The 22651-nt window shown below is 64.3% G+C and carries 21 protein-coding genes, 4 tRNA genes and 2 pseudogenes; 15 read left to right on the top strand and 12 right to left on the bottom strand.

Annotated features, from left to right (window positions below):
* Positions 1-1128 precede the first annotated feature (1128 nt).
* Positions 1129-1773, bottom strand: a complete 645-nt coding sequence (phoU, locus tag DB708_RS12720; protein ID WP_108922329.1) for a phosphate signaling complex protein PhoU — start codon at positions 1771-1773, stop codon at positions 1129-1131.
* Between the two features lie 116 nt (positions 1774-1889).
* On the opposite strand from phoU, the gene DB708_RS12725 reads away from it, so the two are divergent.
* From DB708_RS12725 to DB708_RS28080, 3 genes are all read left to right on the top strand, one after another.
* On the top strand, positions 1890-2189 hold the full coding sequence (locus DB708_RS12725; protein ID WP_108922331.1) for a DUF3349 domain-containing protein: 300 nt from the start codon (positions 1890-1892) through the stop codon (positions 2187-2189).
* A gap of 58 nt (positions 2190-2247) precedes the next feature.
* Positions 2248-3075: an enoyl-CoA hydratase-related protein gene (locus tag DB708_RS12730; protein WP_261859513.1), complete on the top strand. Its 828-nt coding sequence runs from the start codon at positions 2248-2250 to the stop codon at positions 3073-3075.
* A gap of 275 nt (positions 3076-3350) precedes the next feature.
* Positions 3351-4589, top strand: coding sequence for a PPE family protein (locus DB708_RS28080; protein WP_108922335.1), 1239 nt, complete (start codon positions 3351-3353; stop codon positions 4587-4589).
* A gap of 61 nt (positions 4590-4650) precedes the next feature.
* On the opposite strand, the gene DB708_RS12740 is transcribed toward DB708_RS28080, so the two are convergent.
* Positions 4651-5577: a hypothetical protein gene (locus tag DB708_RS12740; RefSeq protein WP_108922337.1), complete on the bottom strand. Its 927-nt coding sequence runs from the start codon at positions 5575-5577 to the stop codon at positions 4651-4653.
* Between the two features lie 274 nt (positions 5578-5851).
* Here DB708_RS12740 and DB708_RS28365 point away from each other — a divergent pair, with 274 nt between their 5' ends.
* Positions 5852-6052, top strand: a complete 201-nt coding sequence (locus tag DB708_RS28365; RefSeq protein WP_420873717.1) for an ORC-CDC6 family AAA ATPase — start codon at positions 5852-5854, stop codon at positions 6050-6052.
* Between the two features lie 177 nt (positions 6053-6229).
* Here DB708_RS28365 and DB708_RS12745 read toward each other — a convergent pair.
* The 3 genes from DB708_RS12745 to DB708_RS12755 form a co-directional block, all read right to left on the bottom strand.
* Positions 6230-6304, bottom strand: a tRNA-Val gene (locus DB708_RS12745).
* A 13-nt stretch (positions 6305-6317) separates the two neighbouring features.
* Positions 6318-6391, bottom strand: a tRNA-Cys gene (locus DB708_RS12750).
* Between the two features lie 28 nt (positions 6392-6419).
* Positions 6420-6492 (bottom strand) — tRNA-Gly (locus DB708_RS12755).
* A 180-nt stretch (positions 6493-6672) separates the two neighbouring features.
* Between DB708_RS12755 and DB708_RS12760 the strand changes: the two genes are divergently transcribed.
* The 4 genes and pseudogenes from DB708_RS12760 to DB708_RS12775 all read left to right on the top strand — a co-directional run bounded on the left by DB708_RS12760 (position 6673) and on the right by DB708_RS12775 (position 8349).
* Positions 6673-6744 (top strand) — tRNA-Val (locus DB708_RS12760).
* A 150-nt stretch (positions 6745-6894) separates the two neighbouring features.
* Positions 6895-7113: a hypothetical protein gene (locus DB708_RS12765; RefSeq protein ID WP_108922339.1), complete on the top strand. Its 219-nt coding sequence runs from the start codon at positions 6895-6897 to the stop codon at positions 7111-7113.
* A gap of 50 nt (positions 7114-7163) precedes the next feature.
* The gene (locus tag DB708_RS12770) at positions 7164-7454 is read left to right on the top strand and encodes a hypothetical protein (RefSeq protein WP_108924141.1); all 291 of its coding nucleotides are present in this window, start codon (positions 7164-7166) and stop codon (positions 7452-7454) included.
* Positions 7455-7510: 56 nt separating this feature from the next.
* A pseudogene (locus tag DB708_RS12775) lies at positions 7511-8349 on the top strand (enoyl-CoA hydratase/isomerase family protein).
* A 13-nt stretch (positions 8350-8362) separates the two neighbouring features.
* Here the strand turns inward: DB708_RS12775 and DB708_RS12780 are convergent.
* Both DB708_RS12780 and DB708_RS12785 read right to left on the bottom strand, forming a co-directional pair.
* Positions 8363-9163 (bottom strand): MBL fold metallo-hydrolase, encoded by an 801-nt coding sequence (locus DB708_RS12780; protein ID WP_108922341.1) that lies wholly within the window; start codon positions 9161-9163, stop codon positions 8363-8365.
* A 213-nt stretch (positions 9164-9376) separates the two neighbouring features.
* Positions 9377-10945, bottom strand: a complete 1569-nt coding sequence (locus DB708_RS12785) for a long-chain-fatty-acid--CoA ligase (RefSeq protein ID WP_108922343.1) — start codon at positions 10943-10945, stop codon at positions 9377-9379.
* A 157-nt stretch (positions 10946-11102) separates the two neighbouring features.
* On the opposite strand from DB708_RS12785, the gene DB708_RS12790 reads away from it, so the two are divergent.
* Positions 11103-12287: an acyl-CoA dehydrogenase family protein gene (locus tag DB708_RS12790; RefSeq protein ID WP_108922345.1), complete on the top strand. Its 1185-nt coding sequence runs from the start codon at positions 11103-11105 to the stop codon at positions 12285-12287.
* A gap of 9 nt (positions 12288-12296) precedes the next feature.
* Here the strand turns inward: DB708_RS12790 and DB708_RS12795 are convergent, their stop codons facing one another.
* The gene (locus DB708_RS12795) at positions 12297-13226 is read right to left on the bottom strand and encodes a LysR family transcriptional regulator (protein ID WP_201263510.1); all 930 of its coding nucleotides are present in this window, start codon (positions 13224-13226) and stop codon (positions 12297-12299) included.
* Between the two features lie 103 nt (positions 13227-13329).
* Between DB708_RS12795 and DB708_RS12800 the strand changes: the two genes are divergently transcribed.
* The 3 genes from DB708_RS12800 (at position 13330) to DB708_RS12810 (ending at position 15922) form a co-directional block, all read left to right on the top strand.
* Entirely contained in the window at positions 13330-14118 is a 789-nt protein-coding gene (locus DB708_RS12800) for an SDR family NAD(P)-dependent oxidoreductase (RefSeq protein WP_108922347.1), read from the top strand.
* Positions 14119-14136: 18 nt separating this feature from the next.
* On the top strand, positions 14137-15078 hold the full coding sequence (locus DB708_RS12805) for a catalase family peroxidase (RefSeq protein ID WP_108922349.1): 942 nt from the start codon (positions 14137-14139) through the stop codon (positions 15076-15078).
* Between the two features lie 61 nt (positions 15079-15139).
* Positions 15140-15922: a sulfite exporter TauE/SafE family protein gene (locus tag DB708_RS12810; protein WP_108922351.1), complete on the top strand. Its 783-nt coding sequence runs from the start codon at positions 15140-15142 to the stop codon at positions 15920-15922.
* Between the two features lie 6 nt (positions 15923-15928).
* Here DB708_RS12810 and DB708_RS12815 read toward each other — a convergent pair whose 3' ends face one another.
* The gene (locus tag DB708_RS12815; RefSeq protein WP_108922353.1) at positions 15929-17023 is read right to left on the bottom strand and encodes a glutamate--cysteine ligase 2; all 1095 of its coding nucleotides are present in this window, start codon (positions 17021-17023) and stop codon (positions 15929-15931) included.
* Positions 17024-17077: 54 nt separating this feature from the next.
* The gene (locus tag DB708_RS12820) at positions 17078-17509 is read right to left on the bottom strand and encodes an anti-sigma factor antagonist (RefSeq protein ID WP_108922355.1); all 432 of its coding nucleotides are present in this window, start codon (positions 17507-17509) and stop codon (positions 17078-17080) included.
* Between the two features lie 152 nt (positions 17510-17661).
* On the opposite strand from DB708_RS12820, the gene DB708_RS12825 reads away from it, so the two are divergent.
* Positions 17662-18282 carry a TetR/AcrR family transcriptional regulator gene (locus tag DB708_RS12825; protein WP_108922357.1) on the top strand — a complete coding sequence of 207 codons (621 nt, stop codon included), beginning with the start codon at positions 17662-17664 and terminating at the stop codon, positions 18280-18282.
* Here DB708_RS12825 and DB708_RS12830 read toward each other — a convergent pair whose 3' ends face one another.
* Together DB708_RS12830 and DB708_RS12835 are read right to left on the bottom strand one after the other, a co-directional pair.
* Positions 18283-18948 carry a DedA family protein gene (locus tag DB708_RS12830; RefSeq protein WP_108922359.1) on the bottom strand — a complete coding sequence of 222 codons (666 nt, stop codon included), beginning with the start codon at positions 18946-18948 and terminating at the stop codon, positions 18283-18285. It abuts the gene before it with no gap.
* Positions 18945-19799 carry an SGNH/GDSL hydrolase family protein gene (locus DB708_RS12835; protein WP_108922361.1) on the bottom strand — a complete coding sequence of 285 codons (855 nt, stop codon included), beginning with the start codon at positions 19797-19799 and terminating at the stop codon, positions 18945-18947. Before DB708_RS12835 ends, DB708_RS12830 begins: the two co-directional genes overlap by 4 nt.
* Positions 19800-19901: 102 nt before the next feature.
* Here DB708_RS12835 and DB708_RS12840 point away from each other — a divergent pair.
* Together DB708_RS12840 and DB708_RS12845 are read left to right on the top strand one after the other, a co-directional pair.
* A pseudogene (locus DB708_RS12840) lies at positions 19902-21540 on the top strand (acyl-CoA synthetase).
* The gene (locus DB708_RS12845) at positions 21541-22623 is read left to right on the top strand and encodes a permease (RefSeq protein ID WP_108922363.1); all 1083 of its coding nucleotides are present in this window, start codon (positions 21541-21543) and stop codon (positions 22621-22623) included.
* Positions 22624-22651: the final 28 nt, after the last annotated feature.

Genomic DNA, 22651 nt, shown 5'->3' on the forward strand with positions numbered 1-22651 from the left:
AGCCCTCGCCCCTGCCAAGCGCAAGGCTTTGTGCCGTGCCTGCGCGCACGGCTTCACGTCCCCGAATTTGCTTGCATCCCAAGGTAATTGCGGTGAGCCGTAGCGGTTCTGTGGCGTCCCGGTGAAGGTGGGGCGGCGAGCGCTCGACGCCCGCCGGCGCCGGTGCGGGAACACCGGGGCGCAGGGAGATCCTCAGGGTCGGCGCAAGCTGGCTCAACCGAAACGCTGATGGCCGCTGCGGCGCGAGTGCGGTGAAAGGCACCCAGCCTGATAGCACACGCCTTGGCGCTGGGTACCGAGAAATTGGCCAGATCATTGAGAATTCTGATCCTGCCGCCGACATGCGGCCAATTGATCTTGATGTCTAAACAATCGATCTTGATGACTTGGAATTCGAACTTGACGCCGCCGATAATTTGTAGAAGTTTTATGGTTTAGTTCCGCTCAGTTGGTGGTATTCGCGACGCATTCAAATCAGGCTTTCGGGTGGGAGGTCAGAATGGAGACGGTCGGAGCTCTGTTTATTGCTTCGGTTGGCGCGTTCCTGCTAACTATCGGTATCGGAAGTTCTGATTGCGTCAGCCAATGCTTCGGCAACGGCGCGGGCATGCAGTGCACCTCCTGCGACTCGCCCAAGGATGGCGAGAGCCGCATGGCCACCTTGTTTGAGTAGATAATCACTGCTCAGAGCGATTTCATCTGGATTGGTCCGCTGCTGCCAGGCGATCGGCGCGGACCGGGAAGTGGTACCCGTAGGGTTCTCGCCCACCCGCCCTCCGTGGTGGCGGCTGCATTCAAGATCATCCAGCAAACAATGGCCGCCGACTGTTGAGCTGACTCTTTGGGCGACCAATAAATACTTGATAAAGCCTCGAGTCTGTTATTTGGGCGAGATCCGTACCAGTGAATTCCCATCGGTCATGAAATAATCTTTGAGTCCGTTCAATTTCAGAAATCCATACCCGTAACTGATGTGTAGGTGCGCAATCGCTGCAGGAAAAGTCTGGAAGTCTGTGAAATCCACAGAATTCATACCTGCGGGCTCGGGTGCCGCGGAGAGTTACAACTTTCGGAATGTACTCCGCGTGGTCGATGGCTGGTGTTCTGCCTGCGCGCGCCGGAATTGCGTCAGTTGCTGGGACCGCCGGTGGCTTGGAAGATGACCCGGCGGCCGATTTCTACGGCGTGGTCGGTGAACCGCTCGAAGTACCGGCCCAGCAGCGTCACGTCTACGGCGGCTGCCACGCCGTGCTGCCAGTCCCGGTCCATCAGCACCGTAAACAAGTGCCGGTGCAGCTCGTCCATGGCGTCATCTTCGTCGGCCAGTCTGGCCGCTTGTTCGGGATCACCGGACAACACAACATCTTTGACGTCACCGCCGATACTGACGGCGATGCGGCCCATTTCAGCGAAGTAGCCTTTGACGTCGTCAGGGATGGCGTGTGCGGGGTGCCGCCGACGGGCGGTTTTCGCGACATGGAGCGCCAGGGCACCCATCCGGTCGACGTCGGCGACATTCTGCAAGCTGCTGAAGACCGCGCGCAGATCCGTGGCTACGGGAGCTTGCAGCGCCAGCAGGTTGAAGGCGTCGCTCTCGGCCTGGGCGGCGTAGGCGAGAAAATCCTCGTGTTCGCTGATCACGGTTTCGGCCACGCCGATGTCGGCTTCAAGGAGGGCCTGGGTCGCCCGTTGCATCGCGGTGCCCGAGATGCCACACATGTCGCCGATGCCGTGCTTCAGCGCATCGAGCTGCTGGTGATAGGCCGTCCGCATCGGTCAACGTTAGTCCGCCAGCCGGCGACGCCGCTGATTCGACACCATGGACACAGTTGGTCACCCGAGCTGTAGTTTGAGGGTCTAATCGGGCCTACAACTGCATTGGGGACGTAATGGCGAATCTGGGCGATCTTGCCGCCAGAATCGTGGCGTTCATCCGCGCCGGCTACCCGCAGGGCGTGCCGCCGACCGATCACGTCCCCTTGCTGGCATTGCTGCGGCGCAGGCTGACCAATGACGAGGTAACCGAGGTGGCCATCCACCTCGCGACCAGCGGTGAGTTGAACGTCGACGTCGCCGATATCGGTGCGGCCATCACCCGGGTAACCGACGAGCTGCCCTCCCTGGATGATCTCGACCGGGTGCAGCGACGGTTGGATGCGATCGGCTGGCCCGCCGAACCCGATTCTTAGAGTTGTCCTCGGATCGGTCAGACTCAGCAGGGCACGAGGGGCGAGCAGAGGAGCCGAGGTGGCCGACAAATCGCGAACCGAAGAGCCGCAGTTGAAGGTGCAGTGCGACGGCAGTGTCGTGGTGCTCACGATGAACAACCCGCGGCGCAAGAACGCCCTGACGCCGGCGATGATCACTTTGATGGCGCAGGCCTGGGATGAGATCGACGCCGATGACGGCATTCGCGTGGCCATCCTGACGGGAGAAGGATCCTCGTACTGCGTCGGCGGTGACCTCGCCGATGGATGGATGGTCCGGGGTGCCAAAGACGGCACTGGGAACGACGCTGTGCCGGAAGGGAAGTCGGCCGGCAGCATCATCAGTGCGGGTCTGCTGTTGAGTCGCTCCCTGACAAAGCCGTTGATCGCCGCCGTCAACGGCGCCTGTCTTGGCGGAGGCTGCGAGATGTTGCAGCAGACCGATATTCGAGTCGCCGAGGAGCATGCGACGTTCGGGTTGCCCGAGGCCAAGTTCGGCCTGATCGCGGGAGCCGGCTCGACGGTCCGCCTCAAGCGCCAGATTCCCTACACAAAAGCCATGGAGATGATTCTGACTGGCGAGCCCCTTACGGCCGCCGAGGCGTATCACTTTGGCTTGGTGGGCCATGTCGTGCCCACGGGTCAATCGTTGGAGAAAGCGCGCGAGATCGCCGCCCGCGTTGTGGCCAATGGGCCACTGGCCGTGCGCAACGCGAAGGCATCGATCCTGCGCAGTGGATGGATCGACGACGAGGACGCCCGCAAGATAGAGCAGCGCTTCGTGATTGAAGTGATGCGTTCGCAGGACGCCAAGGAAGGTCTCACCGCCTTCGCGGCCAAGCGCGAACCACGCTTCAACGGTAAGTAATCAGCGAATTTTCTTGGGCTGCAGGAAGATTCGCACTTCGAGCTGGCGGTCGTCGTGGACACGCGGGCGCGCGAACAACGGTCGGGTCCCGGTGATCATGAAGCGGCCCATCAGCGGCTAGACATCGCCCCCTGCTGAGCCATCGAGTTCGGGAGGGGTTTATCTATCGTTGATTCGGCGTTTTTACTTCCTTCGCGGGTCGTTATGAAACATACTGACGTTCCCATCAGTTGCGGTGTAACGGGCACACCCCCTAGTCGCGAGGCAAAGACGCCATGGATTTTGGGTTGCTCATGCCGGAGATCAACTCCGGTCGCATGTATGCTGGTCCCGGATCGGGCCCGATGCTGGCCGCCGCGGCGGCCTGGGATGCACTGGCCGAGCAGCTGGAATCGGCTGCCAACGGCTACTTTTCGGAAGTCTCAGGTTTGGCCGGGCAGACATGGTTCGGCCCGTCGTCGATGCGGATGACCGCCGCCGCCACGCCATATGTGGCCTGGATGCAAGCGGCCGCCGCCCAAGCCGCCCAGACCTCGGCTCAGGCGTACGCGGCGGCCGCGGCTTATGAGGCGGCGTTCGCCATGACGGTGCCCCCACCGATGATCGCGGCCAACCGGGCCCAGCTGATGGCTCTGGTCGCGACCAACTTCTTCGGGCAGAACACCCCGGCGATCGCGGCCACCGAAGCCCAGTACGGCGAGATGTGGGTCCAGGACGCCACCGCCATGTACACCTATGCTGCCGACTCGACGACCGTGAGCACCCTGACGTCGTTCGACGAGCCGCCGCAGACCACCAACCCGTCCGGGCAGGCGGATCAGGCCCGGTCGATGGCCCAGAACGCGGGCAATCTGACCAGCGCCCGCACCCAATCCCTGGTGCAGCAGGTGTCGACTAACACGGTGCAGCAGGTGTCGGCTAACCCCACGTCCCAGCTCACCGACTACGTCGTCTCCCTTCCGCCCGGCCAATCTGCCAACGTCCCGCCCGGCAGCGTCATCACCGTCGGGACCAACACCGAGATGCTCGTCAACGCCGGCACGGTCCTGGTGTCGCCCGACAACGCCCTCGGCGGCTTCCTGGTCCACGCCGCTAACGCTGCCTCCATCACCCTCCAACCCGGCACCGCGTTCTTGGCCGGACCTGGATGGTCGGAGGGAGGTGTCGCGGTCACGCCCGGCCTCATCACCGTTGGCCCCACGCCCGTCACCCTCACCTCCACCCCGCTGTTCCCCATACTCGGGTCCACCGGCACCCTGAACGCCGGCTCCGTCATCCTCGGTCCGGGAACAAGCCTCACCACCGCCGCCAACTCCGCCACCGGCGCGACCATCACCAACGTCTCCGGCACCGTCACCTACACCGCCACCAGCCCGATCCCCGGGCTCGTCACGGCGGCCAGCTCACCCGGTCTGGCCGGAACCGCCGGGATTCAACCCCAGCTCAACACCGAGGGACTTGCGGACTGGGCCCGCCGCCTGACCGAAGACCAACTTGCGGCCGGCTTAGGTTAAGGACATCCCACCCGACGTACTCACTCGCCCGCAGTCGTGGTCTGGGCTGGCGGTGGCTGTATTACGGAGCCTCACCTGACTCACCCTTTGGCGGCGGGTTGCTGGCAGGCAGGTCCGAGGGCTCACCGTTAGCCTGCTGTGAGGGGACATAGCTTCCCGGCATTGCGAATGCGATCGAAACGAAAATTATTGAGGGGACGACCATGCACAAGACGATCCCGATGGCGAAGTAGAAAATTGAATGCGAGTCCGGCAGCCAGGGATAGAGTACTGTGAATCCAAGGGCCACAAGAAGATACACGATGCAAGGGGTCGAGACCCAAAACCGCGCACGTTTAGAGTCGACTACACCGCGCCGCCCCGACGCAACCCTAATGAGGGTCCGCAGCACCATCGCGGTGCAAACAATGAAGCAAATACAAACAATTGCTACTCCGAATCCCTGTGCGTCTGTGCAGATTTCGTCAAGTTCGCCGCGCATCTCGTCGATGAAGTTTATTGCGTTATATGCCAGCAGAGTCAGCGGCCCAAGTATGACAACCAGAGCGGCGTAGCTTGCGCGAGTGGTAAATTCCGCACTGTCGCCGCCCCAGTCATGCCGAGCGATTACCCAGGCGAGGCCCGCCACAAGTAGCACCGCACCGACTCCGAGGAGTCCCGCCGCAGGCATAAAATCTAGCCAGGCCCGCTTGCAAACCTCTTGGTAATCCGAGTGCTCGTCCGGTTTTATGGCAGCGATGGAGCCGAAGAGGTAACTGTCCAGCCCAAGGACTATGACTCCCAATCCCAAATAAACGACAGCGTTTTCTGCGGCTTCGAGATTGGCACGCTTCATAGTCAGGAGTGTTGTTATTGCGAGGAGCATGAATCCCGCGAGGACGCCAGCGAGCTGGGCGTTGGGCGTTGAGACGTCAATAACGCTCCATGGATGCTGCTGGGACACACACTTGTCGCTCAGGGCTGAGTACGTAATCACACTGATGCTCATGTCATCTCCCAAGCTAGATGGCAGACGAGTCGCTTGATTCGTATTTTATGAACGCACACTCGCCGCGCGCAGCATTATGTGTTAGAACGTGTTCGATTCAGACGTGGGACGATGCCTGTGAAGTTCCATGGAGCGCTGGCCGCTCTTGAAGGTTGCATCGATTGACCGACGGGGTTCCGCCTTCGCAGCTAGACGCGACCCACGAGAATCTTTCACAAAGCTGGGGTGATCAATCGACCAGGCGCATACGCTTCCAGCGTCGAATCCTGCCCTGATGCGTGCATACAGGCGGTCGGAGGGTGCTGACGACGAGACACTCTCCAAGACCTTCGTCAGTACTCCACCTTTAGAGGCGATGCTTTGCTCACCCCAACACCAGAGCGTTTACGGGCGGAGAGGCACCGGCAAGACTCACGTTCTGAGCTACCTGACGAACACCGAGCGTGGTTCCGCCAGTAGCCACTGCAACGAGTGACCGACTAGGCACGCTTGAGGGACGCTCCGCGCAATCACGATCTACGGCATCTACCACGTGACGCTCGCTTCACGGCGGCACGGACGGGGCGCTGCGGGGTGCCCGGTTGGCGCCAATGACCGAAACCCCGACCAGCGTCAACGGTGGCCGCGGTGGCACTCTGAACTGCAAGAACCCTGGTGCGCGATACTGGGATTGAACCAGTGACCTCTTCCGTGTCAGGGAAGCGCTCTCCCGCTGAGCTAATCGCGCTGGGCAAAAACTTTGGAGGTGGAGACGGGAATCGAACCCGTGTGCACGGCTTTGCAGGCCGTTGCCTCACCACTCGGCCACTCCACCGCTGGGATTGATGCCATGTGCACCTTCGAGCGGATGACGGGATTCGAACCCGCGACCCTCACCTTGGCAAGGTGATGCGCTACCAACTGCGCTACATCCGCGCGCAACGGACGAGATCGTCGCCCGGTGCGAAGGACGACGATAGTCCACCTACGCGGGCGCGCACAAATCTCTTGGTACGTTGTCGCTCTAGGTTATAGGGCGACTCGTGAGGGCGCATATTGCTGTGCTTGCGACCGGCGGTTCGTGCTAGTCTTCGACGTCGTTCGCCTCTTGGCGCCGGTCCCGTGGCTCAGTGGGAGAGCGTCCGCTTCACACGCGGAAGGTCGCTGGTTCGATCCCAGCCGGGACCACAAACATCGTTACAGGTCACAGGGCGTTTCGCCCAGCCGTCATTCCCCTTGAGCCATCGGCTAGGCCGATACCGAATTCCGCCCTGGCATGCAAGCTACATCTCACCCAGACTGAAGCTGCGGTATTCCCCAGCCCAGAGAGCAGGCGAGATGACTTCCTTGGAGCTAACAGGCACGGGGACAGCAGATTTCAGCGAGGGCGGCGTCTACTTCACCGGAAACGCCACCACGCTGATCTGCTACAACGACTTCTCGGTGTTTCTCTCCGGCATCGATGACTTCAAAATCGCCGCCGAGGCCTCGTCGGCGAAGAAGAAATTCGTCTACCTCGCCCACGGCGAGACCTACACGTTTACGCCCAGCGCGTGACGACAACAATCAGCACCAGCACCAAGCCAACACCCGCAGAGGAGCGAACCATGAGTAACCAGGAAGGGATCGGCATCCTGAAACTCGAATGCCCGCAGAGCCATCCCGTCGGCAGGATCCTCAAGGAAGCCCCCCACCAGCAGGTCGTCTTCGATCCGGGTGTTCAGGTCGGGCCGCGCCGATTCTGGCCGGACGAACAGGATCAGCCGCAGTTCACCACGCGCTGTCCGCAATGTGACAAGGCCGTGGGAGACGCCTCGACCGCGCTGCAAGACAAGCATCGCAACCTGGTCATGAGCATGTCCGAGATCAGCGAGATCGCCACGCTGCCTTTCGTGTAGGCCCCTCGCGCATACTGTAAGAGTTTCAGTAGCGAGCGCGATCCTGGAGGAGTCCCGTGGCGCAGACCCTGCCGACACCGCAGAGCACACCCCGCCCCCCGGACGGGGATTGGCTGGGCACCCCTTACTTGTCATTCGAGCGCGAGGGACCGATCGCAGTGTGCACGATCGATCGCCCCGAGGCGCGCAACGCCATGACGCCCGCCATGTACTTCGGACTCCGTTATGCCGTAGGCGTTGTCAATTCTGACCCGGCCTCTCCGGGTTGCTGATCACCGGAACCGGAGACGTGTTCGCGCCCGGCGGTGACATGACCGGCGGGGGAGGCGTGGACGACTGGATCACCTTCGGCGCCGCGCTGGGGATGGACGTCACGCCGTTCGACGCCGTGCGGACCTCGGCCAAGCCCATCGTGTCCGCCGTCAACGGGCTATGCCAGGGCGGCGGCATGCAGATCGCGCTGTGCAGTGACTTGTCCGTGGTGAGCGAGCGCGCGACCTTCCGGGTGCCCGAGCTGTTCCGCGGCTACGCCGACACCTACTACAGCCAGATGCTGGTCCGCCTGATCGGGCCGGTGCGCACCCGCGACCTGATGTTCACCGGCCGGGTGCTGTCCGCGCAGGAAGCTCTCGACTGGGGCCTGGTGACCAGGGTCGTGCCGCACGAGAGCCTGTTCGAGGTGGCCCGCGAGCTGCTCGCGCAAAGCTGCCGGACCGCGCCGCGCGCCCGCAACGTGATCAAATCCAGCATCGACAGCTATCTGGGTCTCTACGACCGCATCGGCATGACCGCCAGCCTGATGGACACCGAGGCCCGTGAGGGAGTCCGCGCATTCAAGGAGCGGCGCTCGCCCGACTGGGTGCATCCGGAGCTGCGGACGCCGGGACGCCTCTGACGGCGTTACCCGCCTACTTCAGGTCGATCCACTCGCCGTGGGTGGCGGTGCGCAGCACCCGTTTGATCCCGGCCTGGTCGAATGCCGCGGCGAATTCGCTGGGACCTTCGCTGAAGTGGGCCCAGCCGTCGACATGGGCCGGAATCACCACCTGGGCGCCGAGGACCTCGGCGGCCGCGGCCGCGCGTGCCGAGGTCAGCGTCAGCGGTCGCCCGCGTTCCTTGGTCGGCACACTCGCGGCCCCAGCGAACAGCACCGCGATGTCGATATCGCCAATGCGGTCCGCCACCTCGCCGACGGCACTCAACGAGGCGTTGTCGCCGCTGAGATAGATGGTGGGCAGTTTGGGCCCGTACAACACGAAACCGGTCACCTCACAGTTGACGTGGCCTTCCATGTCACGCACCCCGTCGGCCGGGCCGTGCACGGCCGGAACCGCTTGTGCCGCAATGCGTCCGAGTTCGCCGGGTAGGTAGAAGGACTGCCACGGCTGCAACCCCACCGCCGGAGGGCCGAAGCGGCGCGCGGCGCCAGGGTTAGTGACGATCAGCGGTGCGGCCTGCGCCAGCCGGCGGCCGGCAGTGTCAAGGTTGTCGGGATGCTGGTCGTGGCTGATCAGTACCACGTCGATGCGCCCAAGGTCCTCGGCGCTCACCGCGGGACCGGTGAGCTTCGTCAGGTAGTCGTGGGGGCCGGGCGGATCGAACGTGGGGTCCATCACGATCCTGCGACCTGCGATATCGATGACTGTCGTGGGGCCGCCCAGCACAGCGATCGCGCAATCCTGTCGCTGCGCGTCTACTACCTCGCCCATGGCGCCCCTGATTGCATTCGCAGAGAATCGATATCGGGTTGAAAGCAGGCTATAACATCGGGGCCTACGCAGCGCGGTGAGTTCGATTTTCACCCGGGTATCCGGCCGGATCGGCGCCGGTGCCACCGCGAGCGGGCAGCATCTTGTCTGGGCGCAGGCCGGGCTGCCCGAGACTCATATCGCCCTGTAGTCCGGGGTTCGGTAAAGCCAGGTTCACACCTTGCGGGCGCGATCCTTCCAATATGGTTCGCGCAGCTGGTTTTTCAGGATCTTTCCGCTCGCATTGCGGGGCAGCTCATTCACGAAATCAACCGTTCGCGGACATTTGTAACCGGCCAGATGTTTGCGGCAGAACTCGATGATCTCGGCAGGCTCTAGCTGGGCGCCGGTGACCACGATCGCCTTGACCGACTCGCCCCATTGATCGTCGGGCACACCGATGATCGCGGCATCGGAGATTCCGGGATGCTCTTGGAGCACGCTTTCCACCTCGGGCCCGTACACGTTCTCGCCTCCGGTGATGACCATGTCCTTGAGCCGGTCCTCGATGAAAAGGTAGCCGTCGTCGTCGAGGCGCCCGATGTCACCCGTGCGCAGCCAATCGTCGGCAGTGATGGTGTCTGCGGTGGCCTCGGGCCGATTCAGGTATCCGATCATCCGCTGATCGCTGCGCACCCACACCTCACCGGACTCACCGTTGCGCACCCGCTCGCCCGAATCGGGATCGACAATACGAATTTCGTTGCCCTGAGCGGCTTTTCCGGCCGACATCAGCAATTCAGGCCGACTGGAATTGCGATGGTCCTCGGCATCCAGCGCGGCGATCGCACCACACAACTCCGTCTGCCCATACACCTGCACGAAGTTCATCCGGGGCCACGCCGCGAGCGCTCGCTGCAGCAGCGGCACCGGCATCGGCGCCGCTCCATAGACCAGGTAGCGCAGACTCGACAGCGCGGCGGTGGCCGCCTCTCCGGCATCCAAAAATCGGGCGATTACCGGAGGTACCAAAAATGCATGCGTCGCACCGGCTTTCACCGCGCCGATCAGCGTCGCGGCATCCGGCTCGCGGGTCAAAAACGTCGGCACGCCCGCGCGTATGCCGAAGAACGCGTACGCGATGCCACCGACGTGGAACAACGGCATGGCCACCAAGTTGGCGTCGCCGTCCGAGAACGGAAACGGCGGAGACAGATTCACGATGTGATTGACCACCGCTCGCTGGGTCAGCTGCACACCCTTGGGGCGCCCGGTGGTGCCTGAGCTATATATCGTCAGCGCCGTGTCGGTGTCGGCAACGTCGGGATCAACATCGGCGGGTGACGCCGCGGAAAGCAAGGACTCGTATTCGTCGTCGTCGCCGCCCACCACGATGATGCGTTCCACGCCCGGGACTTTCGCGCGGATCCCGTCGACCGCGGGCAGCAGCTCGGCGCCGACGAAGACCACGCGCGCGCCGCTGTCATTGAGCACGTGGACGAGTTCGTCGCCGATCACCCGCCAGTTGACGATCGTGGCCACCGCGCCGATCGACGTTGCGGCGAGCAGGGTTTCCAGACAAGCGGGGTGGTTCTTGTCCAGGAAGGCCACCACCTGGCCGCGCCGCAGGCCGGCGTCCCGCAGCATTCCGGCGGTCTGCCGAATCCGCATAGCCCACTGCGCCCATGACCACTGCTGCCCACCGAAGTGGATTGCGATGTCGTCGGGTCGGTGCCTCGCGTGCTGCTCGACCATGCCGACGAGCGTCTCCGTCGTGCCGGTGCTGACGTCGGTTGCTGGCATTAGTGCTCCGCTCATCGAAGTCCGTGGGGTCCCGAGTTCAGTCAAGCCAAGGCTAGTCACCCTGTCCACATGCCGTTCCATTGAGAGTGGGTGCCTCTATCCTGGGAGCAAGCCGGTCATGGCGTAAGCCATGTTGTGGAGCGAATGATCAGCTGTGATGAGTCACAGCGTCCTGGCATGCGATCTTCCGACACACGAGGAAGTTGTTGCCCTCGCCCGCGCATTGCAGCCGGTTTTACGCAGGCACGCCGCGGCGGGTGAATCGCTTCGCCGGCTACCCGACCCGGTCGATGCCGCACTGTCCAAGGCAGGGATGTTCCGGCTGCAGACGCCCAAGCGCTTCGGCGGCTTCGCCGTCGGCGCCAGCACCGTGCTTGAGGTGGGCGAGGTGTTGGGGGAGGCCGACGCCTCCGCGTCCTGGCTGGTCGTGCTCGGAGCGACGGGGAGCTGGATGGGCGCCCGGTATTCGCCGCAGGCGCAAGAGGAATTTTTCGGCGTGAATCCCGACGCGCGGTTCGCCGGGTCCACCCATCCCGGGACGGCTCAGCGAGTGCCGGGAGGACTGAGCGTCTCCGGGCGTTGGCCGTTCGCCTCGGGCGCTCATCACGCGGACTGGGCGTTACTGGGCGCCGTCCTCCCCGGCGAGCCGGAGGAGGCGATGCTGTGCGCAATGCCGGCATCTGAGATGGCGCTGGAAAATACTTGGCGCACTGTCGGTATGCGGGGAACCGGCAGTGACACCTGGGTCGGGGAAGATGTCTTCGTCCCCGACGATCGGACAGTTTCCCTCGGCGCGATAGCCGAGGGAAACTGGCCGCTTCCGGTCGACGAGCCGATGTACCGGCTGCCGTCCGCGCCGGCGGTGATGGTGCCGCTGCTGGGTCCGCTGTTGGGAGTCGGCCGCGCGGCGCTGCGTTTTGTGGTGGACAAAGCGCAGACCAAACCGCTTGCCGGTACCACGATTTCACGTCAAAGCGAATCTGTTGGGCTGCAAATACGTATCGCCGAGGCGGCGATGCGTATCAGCACGGCGCGACTGCACATTTACGACATGGCCGCCACCCTCGACGCGGCCGCCGCCGCAGAGCAGACCGTTGACTACGCCGCTCGCGCGGAGTTTCGCGCTCGGCTCGGCTATGCCGCCCAGCAGGTAATCGAAGCGCTGTCCATCCTGGTCGATGCGCATGGAGCCGGAAGCTTCGCGGAATCCAACCAGCTGCAACAGTATTGGCGCGACGCTAACACCGCGGCGCGGCACGCAGGCTTGCAGGCAACCGTCGGCTGTGAGGTCTACGGAAAGTCGATGCTGGGTATATCGGAGCGCATCAGTAGCACGGTATGAACCGCGTATTCACGTGGTTGCCAGGGTGATTCGCGACCGGTAAGGGTCACTGAAGGGAAGCCAGGCCTCGTCAAGATCGGGAAGATCGGCGGCGCTTGTCAACGCGTCGATCACGCCGCGGACGGTTTCGCGATTCTCGATGCGGCGCCACACCAGCGACCACGTCCAGAACGGCGTGGGCGCGGCAACGGGGCGCTGCACCAGGTCGGCTGGCAGCCCGGCGGTTTGGGCCTTGGGGGAACTCAGCACTGGCCGGCCCAGCCTGCGAACATGTTCGAAAAACATTGGGGCGGCCAAACCGCCGTCGCTGATCCGCACCGTGCGAGCGCCGGTCTCTCTGGCGAACTGCTCACCGTACCGGTTCCACGAAAACCAGCTGCCGGAGTCGGCATCGAGCAACACGACCGTGTCGGCCGCATCGACCGGAGAGGCATCCGAGCCGACGCTGACCGCGTAAAGCTGTTCTGCGCCAATCAGATGCGCGTTCAGTCCATGCCTGTCCAGGTCGGCAGAACGCACCCCGCAGATCGCCAAATCGATGCCGCCCTCGGCGACCCGGGCCACCTGGGCGTGCGAAGGCAGCACCCACGTGTCGATGTGCACCTTCGCCACCGCCGCCGTCCGATCGGTCAAATCCGGGGGAAGCCACTGCGCGTAGCCAACTCGCACGGGTTCGGCCAGTGACAACCCGATTGCCGACCGGCGCAACTGATCTGCCTGATCCAGCAGCGTGCGTGCCGAAGGAAGCAACGCCGCACCGGTTGCTGTAAGCGTTACAGAGCGGCGGTCGCGATCGAATAATCGCACCCGCAGATCCCGCTCCAGCACCTTGATTTGCTGCGAAAGCGACGGTCCGGCAATGCATAAACGTTTCGCGGCGCGACCGAAATTCAGCTCTTCGGCGACCGCTACGAAATAACGAAGATGACGCAACTCCACACGGAAAATGCTAGTGCGACACTGGGAGTTACGGCCTAGCAGAATCGTGTTGACAACGTATGTAACCATTGCTGGGCAAACCCTCTGATAAAGGAATTCAATCATGGCCAAGGTTGATCGCGCTCGTCGTCGCACGTTCGTCGTGACCGGTGCAGCGTCGGGCATCGGCCTAGCTACCGCGCGGCGCCTGCTCGCCGAGGGCGCAACCGTCGTCGGAGCCGACCTGGAATCCCCACCCGATATGGGCCCAGACTTCCACTTCGTGACGGCCGACGTGACCGACGAAGCTGCCATCGAGGCCGTGCTGGCCGCCGTACCCGACCGCCTGGACGGGATCTTTCACGCCGCCGGTGTCGCCGGGGGCGGCCCGGTTCATCTGCTGGACCGCGCGGAATGGGATCGGGTGATCGGGATCAACCTCACCGGCACGTTCCTGGTGGCCAAGGCGGCCCTGGCCAAGATGATCGAACAGGAAAGAGTCGACGGTGAGCGCGGCTCAATCGTGACCGTCGCCAGCGTCGAGGGATTGGAAGGCACCGCGGGCGGCAGCTCCTACAACGCCGCCAAGGGTGGGGTTGTGCTGCTCACCAAGAACATTGCGCTCGATTACGGTCCCAGCGGTATCCGGGCGAACGTGATCTGCCCCGGCTTCATCGATACACCGATGGCCCAAAGCGTTTTCGGCCTGCCAGGGATGGAGGGTCCGCTGGCCTCCATCACTGAAGAACATGCGCTGCAACGGCTCGGCCGGCCGGACGAGGTCGCGGCCATGGCGGCGTTCTTGTTGTCGCTCGATGCGTCATTCGTCAGCGGCCAGGCCATCGCCGTCGACGGCGGCTACACCGCGGGTCGCGATCACGGTGTCGTCAAACTCTTCGGTTTTCCTGATTGATGCCTTTAGGATTCGCAGATGGGCAGCCCTGTCTCCGCTGACGACGCGATCGATGCGATTCGCGGTACCGGGGGAGCACAACCCGGCTATCGCGCGCTGCATGCCAAAGGCATGCTGTACCGCGGCACATTCATCGCCACCGGTGACGCGGCCGAACTCTCTCGCGCGAAACACCTCGACGGCTCCACGATTCCCGCGCTGATCCGCTTCTCCAACGGCTCCGGTAACCCGAAGCAAGCCGACGGCTCGCCGGGAGTTCGCGGGGCGGCGGTGAAGTTCACCCTGCCCGACGGGTCCACCACCGACGTGTCGACGCAGACCGCCCGGCTATTCGTCTCGAGCAAGCCGGAGGGCTTCGTCGATCTGCTCAAAGCGATGCGACCCGCTCTGACGACACCGTTGCGGATGGTCAAATACTTCGTCACGCATCCTCGACTGCTCGGCGCGTTGCCGGTGCTGCGCGACGCCAACAAGGTGCCGGCCAGTTATGCCACCATCGAGTATCACGGGCTGCACGCATTCCGCTGGATCAGCGCCGACGGCAACGCCAGATTCGTTCGCTACCACCTGATCCCGGCCGCGGGCGAGAGCTACCTCTCGGGGTCCGACGCGCACGGTGCGGGCTCCGACTTCCTCACCGAGGAGCTGAATACGCGTCTGGCACAAGGGCCGGTGCGATTCGATTATCGCGTGCAGATCGCCGGGCCACAGGACTCGACGGTCGACCCGTCGGCGCCCTGGCGAAGCGTCGAGACGGTCACCGTCGGCACCCTGGAGATCACCGGCCTGGACACCGAGCGCGAGCACGGCGGCGACATCGTCGTGTTCGACCCGATGCGGGTCACCGACGGCATCGAACCATCCGACGATCCGGTGCTGCATTTCCGCAGCCTTGCGTACTCGGCCTCGGTCAAGCTGCGCACTGGAGTAGACCGCGGCGCGCAAGCACCTCCGGCCTGACGAAAAGGCGCTCAGCTGCACGATTGTCGGCTCAACGCGATGGCCGACTAAATTTTCCGAAGTGTTGACTTCCCATGTCGTCGTGATCGGCCTGGCCGGGTTCGCCGCTGGCGCAATCAATGCGTTGGTCGGATCGGGGACCTTGATCACGTTCCCGACGCTCGTCGCTCTCGGCTTTCCGCCCGTCACATCCACCATGTCGAACGCGGTCGGTCTGGTCGCCGGTAGCGTCTCGGGCACCTGGGGTTACCGCGCCGAGCTGGATGGTCAGTGGGATCGATTGCGTTGGCAGATCCCGGCGTCGCTGGTCGGTGGCGTGCTGGGATCGTTTTTGCTGCTACACCTGCCCGAGAACGTATTCATCAAGGTGGTGCCCGCGCTGCTGGTGCTGGCTCTGGCGCTGGTGGTGGCGGGGCCGCGGATTCAATCCTGGGCACGGCAGCGTGCCGAGGCCGACGGGCGCCCTGCCGAACACGTCTCACCGCGGCGGATGGCGCTACTCGTATTCGGAACGTTTGTGGTCGGCATCTACGGCGGCTACTTCACCGCCGCACAGGGCATTTTGCTGGTCGGTGTCATGGGCGCGCTGTTGCCGGAGTCGATGCAGCGCATGAACGCGGCAAAGAATCTTCTGGCCTTGGTCGTGAATGTTGTTGCAGCGGTTGGCTATACGTTGGTGGCTTTCGATCGGATCAGTTGGCCGGTGGCCGGAATCATCGCGGCGAGCTCACTGGTCGGCGGAGTGGTCGGGGCGCGCTACGGGCGTCGGTTATCGCCGGCCGCATTGCGCTTCGCGATCGTGACTGTCGGCCTGATCGGGCTGTATCGGCTGCTGACGGTGTAGCCCAGCTCAACCCTGGGTGGCAGCCGCAGCTTGGGCGATGACGTCCATCACGTCGCCTCGCCTCTCCCATGCCTTGCGCTGCCGCATCGCCCCGTTGCCCTCGGCCAAGACGCGGTCGAGTTCGGCCTGCACGTGGTCGTATTCGCCCAGCTCATCGAGCGCTGGACGCACCCGTTGCACCAGTGCGTCGAGCTGCTGACGGGCCGGCACCGGCGCGTGGTCGTGGGCTGAGTCGAGCAATTGACCCGACAGTCCGTCGTGAGCGGCCTTCCAGTACGCCGCCCGCAGTGCGGCCGGCGGCAGGCGCGCGCCGTCATCGCCGCGGCCATCCGCTTCGAGTGCGGTCATCACCGCGGCCCTGATCAGGGTGGCAAGCAGCACTGTTTCCTCGACCGTCGCCGGGACGTCGGCCACCCGCACCTCGACGGTCGGGAAGTTGGCCGACGGGCGCACATCCCAATAGATCATCTGGTGATCCAGAATCACCCCGCTGTCGATAAGCATGCGCACCGTGCGGTCGTACTGCTCGGGTGAGGCGAAGAACGGCGGCGGGCCGGCGGCCGGCCAGCGCCGCCACAGGATGCTGCGCCAGCTCGCATAGCCGGTGTCGGCGCTGCGATACACCGCCGAATTCGCTGACAGCGCAAGCAAAGACGGCAGCCACGGCCGCAGCCAGTTGCTGACCTTGATGGCGGCCGCCCGGCCCGGAACTTGGACGTGCACATGGCATCCACTGATGCCTTGCTCGTGGGCGATCATCCCGAACTCCGCACCGATTCGCCGATAACGCTCGGTGTCGGTGACCGGGAACTCGTGCGGGGTGACCGGCGGCAGCCCCAGGGCAAGCAGCCGAACTCCGCTGGCCTCGGCGGCCTGGGCCGCGGTGCGCCGCAGCAGTTTGAGCTCCGCGCTGAGTTCCGCACTGCTCGCGGCCACCTCGGAGGTGGTTTCGACTTGGCAGCTGCTCAATTCCAGCTGCAGTTTGACGCCCCGCTGCTGAGCCGCCGCGGCCACCTCGTTGTTGACTGGAGCCGGTTCGCCAGTCTCGGGGTCAACGAGGAGAAACTCTTCTTCCACGCCAAAGCTGGGTAGATGATGCATCCAGCTCAATCAACCTTTCGACCCGAGACGCCGATTGCGGCTCAAGACATGTCGCTAACGAGCCAGCGCGGAATCCGCGGTCGGGTAAATGGGCAGCACGCCGCCGAGCCCGCAGGCGTCGACGATACGGGCGACGATCCTCTGCGGGCTGACCAACCGCACTTCGACTCCGCGGCGGCGGCAGTTTTCTGCTTCCTCGGCCAGCACCTCGACCGCGCAGCAGGCGATGAAATCCAGTCCGGTGACGTCGACGATCAGGGGGCCGGGGGAGGCGACGCCGCTGGCCGCCTCGCTGACCAGATGACGCCATGTCTGCTCGTTGGCGGCATCGATCTCGCCGCCCGCGTAGATGAGCACAGCCGGGCCGCGGCGATCGGTGGTCGCCCGCAGCGTGCTGTGCGGGTCGCCGAGTTCATAGACCAGCCGCGTGCTGAGCTGAAGGTGCGGGCTCGAGGTGGGGGGTGCGAGATCGGCAGTTGTCTTCATTTGGGGACTCCTAATCCGACGCCTCCGGCGCCGCGATGGATGTCCGTCCTTGTGTCTGAAGACAGACTTTCCGCGAACTGCGGATCTCCTTTGTATAACGAGACAGGGCGGTCTGTCTACCTGGCGGGCATAAGAGTATCGTAAGCCGAAATATGGCAACCTCCGACAACGTGCCGGCACCTCCGTCTGCTCGTGAACGGGTCTTGAACGCGGCATACGACCTGTTCAGCCGGCGTGGGATTCATGCGGTCGGCACCGATGAGGTGATCGACCGAGCCGGGGTGGCCAAGGCCACGTTGTACCGGCATTTCGCCACCAAGAACGACCTCGTGCTGGCTGTCTTGCAGCGCCGCGAAGAGATCTGGACGCACGGGCTGATCGAGGCGCAGTCCGAACAGCGCGGCGATACACCCGAGGAACAGCTGCTGGCGATCTTTGACGTCATGCACGATTGGTTCCAGCTCCGCGACGGCTACGAAGGCTGCTCATTCATCAACGTGCTGCTCGAGCTGGGCGCCGATCACCCCGCCGGCCAGGCCAGCATCGCGCACATCGACCACGTCCGCGACATCGTGCGCCGCCGTGCCGTCGCGGCGGGGCTCACCGACGTCGAGGACTTCGCGTCGTCGTGGCACATCCTGATGAAGGGGGCCATCATTCTCGCGGCGGTGGGTGACCTGGAAGCTGCGCGACGCGCCCAGAAGATGGCGATAGTGCTGATCGAGCAACACCGGCCGGTCGAGGTCACCGAGATTGGGGAGGCGGCCGGTTAGTCAGGCGGCGTCGGCCGCGGCGGTTCCGGTCTTGCGTTCGTGTTCCGCCTCGAGTTCAGCGATCGCGCGGGATGTCCGCTCACGCAGCAGGATTGCGGCGATACCGCCGATCACGACCGCAACGACGAGCGCGATCCAGGAGGAGCGCTCCAGCCATCGTTCGGCGGCCATGCCCGCGAAATAGACCAGCGCGGTCGTGCCACCCGCCCAGCAGATGGCGCCTGACACGTTGGCCGCCAGGAAACGCTGGTAATGCATTTTCAGCGCGCCGGCCAGCGGTCCGGCGAAAATCCGCAACAGTGCGATGAAGCGCCCGAAGAACACCGCCCGAATTCCCCAGCGATCAAACAAGCGCTCGGCCAGCATGACGTGCCCCGGGCCGAAGTGCTTCGGGAAGCGCTTGCCCAGCTTGTCGAAGAGCGACATGCCGAAGCGCCGCCCGATCGAGTAGCCGATCGAATCGCCGATCACCGCGCCGATCACGGCGGCGACACCGACACCGATCGGGTTCACGGCAAGGTCGTGATGAGACGACATCAGCGCCGCGCTGACCAGAACGATCTCACCGGGCAGCGGCACACCCAGGCTCTCTACCCCGACCACGCCCCCGACCACGAGGTAGACCGCTAGCGGCGGGATGGAATGCAGCAAAGCTTCCACGTTCATGCGTCAAGGATGCCTGACTGCTGTCGGCGCCGCGCCGCAATGTCGTTGGTTGGTGCGGTGTCGTGCGCCGTGCGGACGGGCTGCAGCTCCGGGCGCTTGGGAAATCGACCGTCGGCCGCGGACAAGCCGCGCATCCGGCGCCAGAGCCAGGGGAAGAAGTTGTCCTGCGTCCAGCGCAGCCTTCCGTAAGCACCGTCGGCAATCGACAATTGCGTGGGATTCGGGTGCGCTGCGGCCCAATCATGGCTGCTGTCAGGCAAATTGAGGGCCTCGGCGGCGGCGGCGGCGAATAGGATGTGGCCCTTGGGGGAGGCGTGCACGCGATCGAAACTCCAGGTATCCCAGTCGCGCATCGAGGCGGCGTTGTACAGGTCAATGAGCCTGAAACCGTAGCGCCCGGCGGCGACCGTGATCGCGTTGTTCATCCGGTCAAGCCGTTTGGACACGATGCGGCCGAACGGCAGGAATTGTGCGACGTTCGGGAAAGTCGTCGTCAGCACCGTCGCGCCCGATCTGGCGAGCGCGGCGTAGACATAGTCGAGCTCGGCCAGGGCACGCGGAAACTGTCGCCCAGGCTGGATGACATCGTTCATTCCGACGCACACGGTGATCAGATCCGGCTTCATCGCCAGGGTCTGCGGAACCTGCTCGGTGAGCACGTCACCCAGCTTCTTGCCGCGGACCGCGAGGTTGGCGTACTGCAAACCGGGGTAGAGCGTGTCGAGCATGACGGCTAGTCGGTCGGCGAACCCCAGGAGGCCGGTGGTTTCGTCGCCGTCCCAAAGGCCTTCGGTTTGACTGTCACCGATGGCGACGTATCTGGAGTATCCGGCCCGCGTAGCTCCGTACACGATGCCGAGACTAATCCCGTTCCGAATTCGGATGCGTGATATCCGCCCCGAAACGCTGTTGTAGCGTGGCTCTCGCCGGGTCTGTCGGCGTGAGGAGAGTCAGTGGAATTCAATCTCGCCCAAGTGTTCTCGGCGGTAGCCGCTGCAAATCCCGATCGCGACTGCATTGTATTTGGACACCGACGATTCACCTTCTCGCAAACTGACGGACGTGCCCGCCGGCTCGCGCGCGCTGCACGAGTGGGGGTTCGGCGCGCGCCGGGAACGCCGCGAGCTGGCGGCACATGAATCGGGCCAAAGCCACCTCGGGCTGTACATGGCCAACTGCAACGAGTTCCTCGAGGGCATGCTCGGTGCGTACCAGGCGCGGGTGGCCCCGTTCAACGTGAACTATCGTTACGTCGCCGACGAATTGGTCTATCTGCTGGGCAATGCCGGCGCCGACGCGGTGATGTACCAGGCGCGCTTCGCCCCGACCCTGGCCGAGGCGCTGGAGAAATCCCAGCTGCCGCCGATGCGGCTGATCCACGTCGACGACGATTCCGGAAACGGCCCGTTGCCCGGGGCGGTGCGCTACGAGGAACTGCTGGCCTCGGTGTCCGACGAGCCGCTCGACCTCGAGTTGTCGCCCGACGACCTCTACGTCCTCTACACCGGCGGCACCACCGGGCTGCCCAAGGCGGTGCTGTGGCGCCAGAGCGACATCTACCTGAACGCGATGGGTGGCCGGATATTCGGAACCGGAGAGATGGTGGCCAGCCTGGAAGAGATCGTCGAGCGATCGCGGGCCGACGGCCCCGGCTCGATGACGTGCGCGCCGCTGATGCACGGGGCGGCGCAATGGGCGGCGTTCATCAACCTGTGCGGCGGGCGGCCGTTCGTGATGGCCCCGACGACCACCCACTTCGATCCGGCCGAAGCGCTGGCGCTGGCCAGCCGGGAGGGTGTGGTGTCGCTGTCGATCGTCGGCGACGCCTTCGGGCGGCCCCTGGTCGATGCGCTCGAATCCGGGGATTACGACCTGTCCGGGCTGCTGATACTGGTCACCGGCGGAGCAGCGCTGAGCGCGCCGCTCAAGCAGCGATTCGTCGACCTGCTGCCGCAGCTGACAATCCTCGACGCGGGTGGATCGTCGGAGTCCGGCTCGCAGATGGGGCAGGTGTCCAGTCGTGCCCAGGGCGGCAGCGGACGGTTTGCTCCGAACCCGGGCGCGGTGGTGGTCAGCGAGGACATGACCCGGATTCTGTCGCCGGGGGAGGACGAAATTGGCTGGCTGGCCCAGCAAGGTCTGATCCCGCTGGGCTACCTCGGTGATCCGGAGAAGACCGCGCGGACGTTTCCGGTGATCGACGGGATCCGGCATTCCGTTCCCGGCGATCGCGCCCGCTGGTTCGCCGACGGCGAGATCGAGCTGCTGGGCCGCGATTCGGTCACGATCAATTCCGGTGGCGAGAAGATCTTCGCCGAAGAAGTCGAGGCCGCCATCGCCGAGCATCCCGCCGTGTACGACGTGGTGGTGACCAGCAGGCCCAGCACCCGGTGGGGAAACGAGGTGGTCGCGGTCGTTGCGCTGGCCAACGGTCAGCAGGCCGACCCCGACAGCATCATCGCCGAAGCCGCCCGTCATCTCGCACGCTACAAACTGCCAAAAGCCGTTGTCTTTCGCGACCGTCTGCAACGGTCACCGTCCGGCAAGGCCGATTACCGGTGGGCGAAAGCTCAAGTTGCGCAGGAAAACTGAATGAGCCCGGGTACGTGGACCGAGTTTGTAGCGCCCCGGCTGCAGGGGCGTGGGCGCGTCGCGACAGGTGTTCTGATCACATCGGCCGTCTTCGTGGTCGGGCTGCTCTGGGCGAAGTGGACGCCCTATCTCGCCGAAGCCCTGGCCGCACAGCGGACGCACCATTGGCCGGGCTCCAGCATCCTCGGTGTCGGCGGAGTGCGCGCCGGGGATGCACCGACATGGCATGCGGCCACGACCTTCTTTCACGCCTACTTCGCATCGATATGGCCGGCACTGGTGGTGGCCCTGCTGGTCAGCGCATCGGTCCAGGCACTCGTGCCGCGATCGTGGCTACCGTGTGTGCTGAACCGCCGCCGCATTGTCTCGAGCGCGTTGGCAGGCGGAGTTGCGAGCATGCCGTCGATGATGTGCACGTGCTGCGCCGCCCCGGTGGCTGTCACGTTGCGGCGCAACGGCGTCACGCGCACCGCGGCCATTGCCTACTGGCTCGGGAATCCGTTGCTGAATCCCGCAGTACTTGTTTTCTTGTTCTTTGTCGCTCCCTGGCAATGGACGCTGACCAGGGCGGTGGTTGGCGTCGCGACGGTGGTTGGAGTTGCGGCGTCGGTGGGGCTGGTCACCGGTGCGTGGGAGGCTGGGCATCGGGTGCCCGAGGCGGTCGCGCCGTCTGAGGCCGAGTCCGCGGGGGCAGCAAGTAGATTCGTGCGTTCACTGCTCTGCTTGTGCCTGGTGCTGTTGCCGGAGTACGCAATCATGGTGCTCGTCGTCGGGGCGTCCCGCGGCTGGCTGGTCACCCTGACCCAACCTCCGCACCAAGGCCTACTGATCGTCCTAGTCGTAGCGATTGTCGGCACGCTCATCGTCATTCCGACAGCGGGGGAGATACCGATCCTGCAGAGCCTGGCGCTGCTGGGCGCCTCCTCGGGGACCCTTGGTGCACTGCTGATCACCCTTCCTGCCATCAGCGTCCCCGGCGTCGCGATGGTCGCCCGCAGTTTCGGATGGAAGGCCATCGCGACGGCGACAGTAATGGTTGTCATGGCGGGGTTGCTCGGCGCAACCGTCCTGAGCGTGCTGTGAGTCGCCCAACCTGGATGTTGTTCCGAGT

The sequence above is a fragment of the Mycobacterium montefiorense genome, assembly GCF_003112775.1.
GTDB lineage: Bacteria > Actinomycetota > Actinomycetes > Mycobacteriales > Mycobacteriaceae > Mycobacterium > Mycobacterium montefiorense.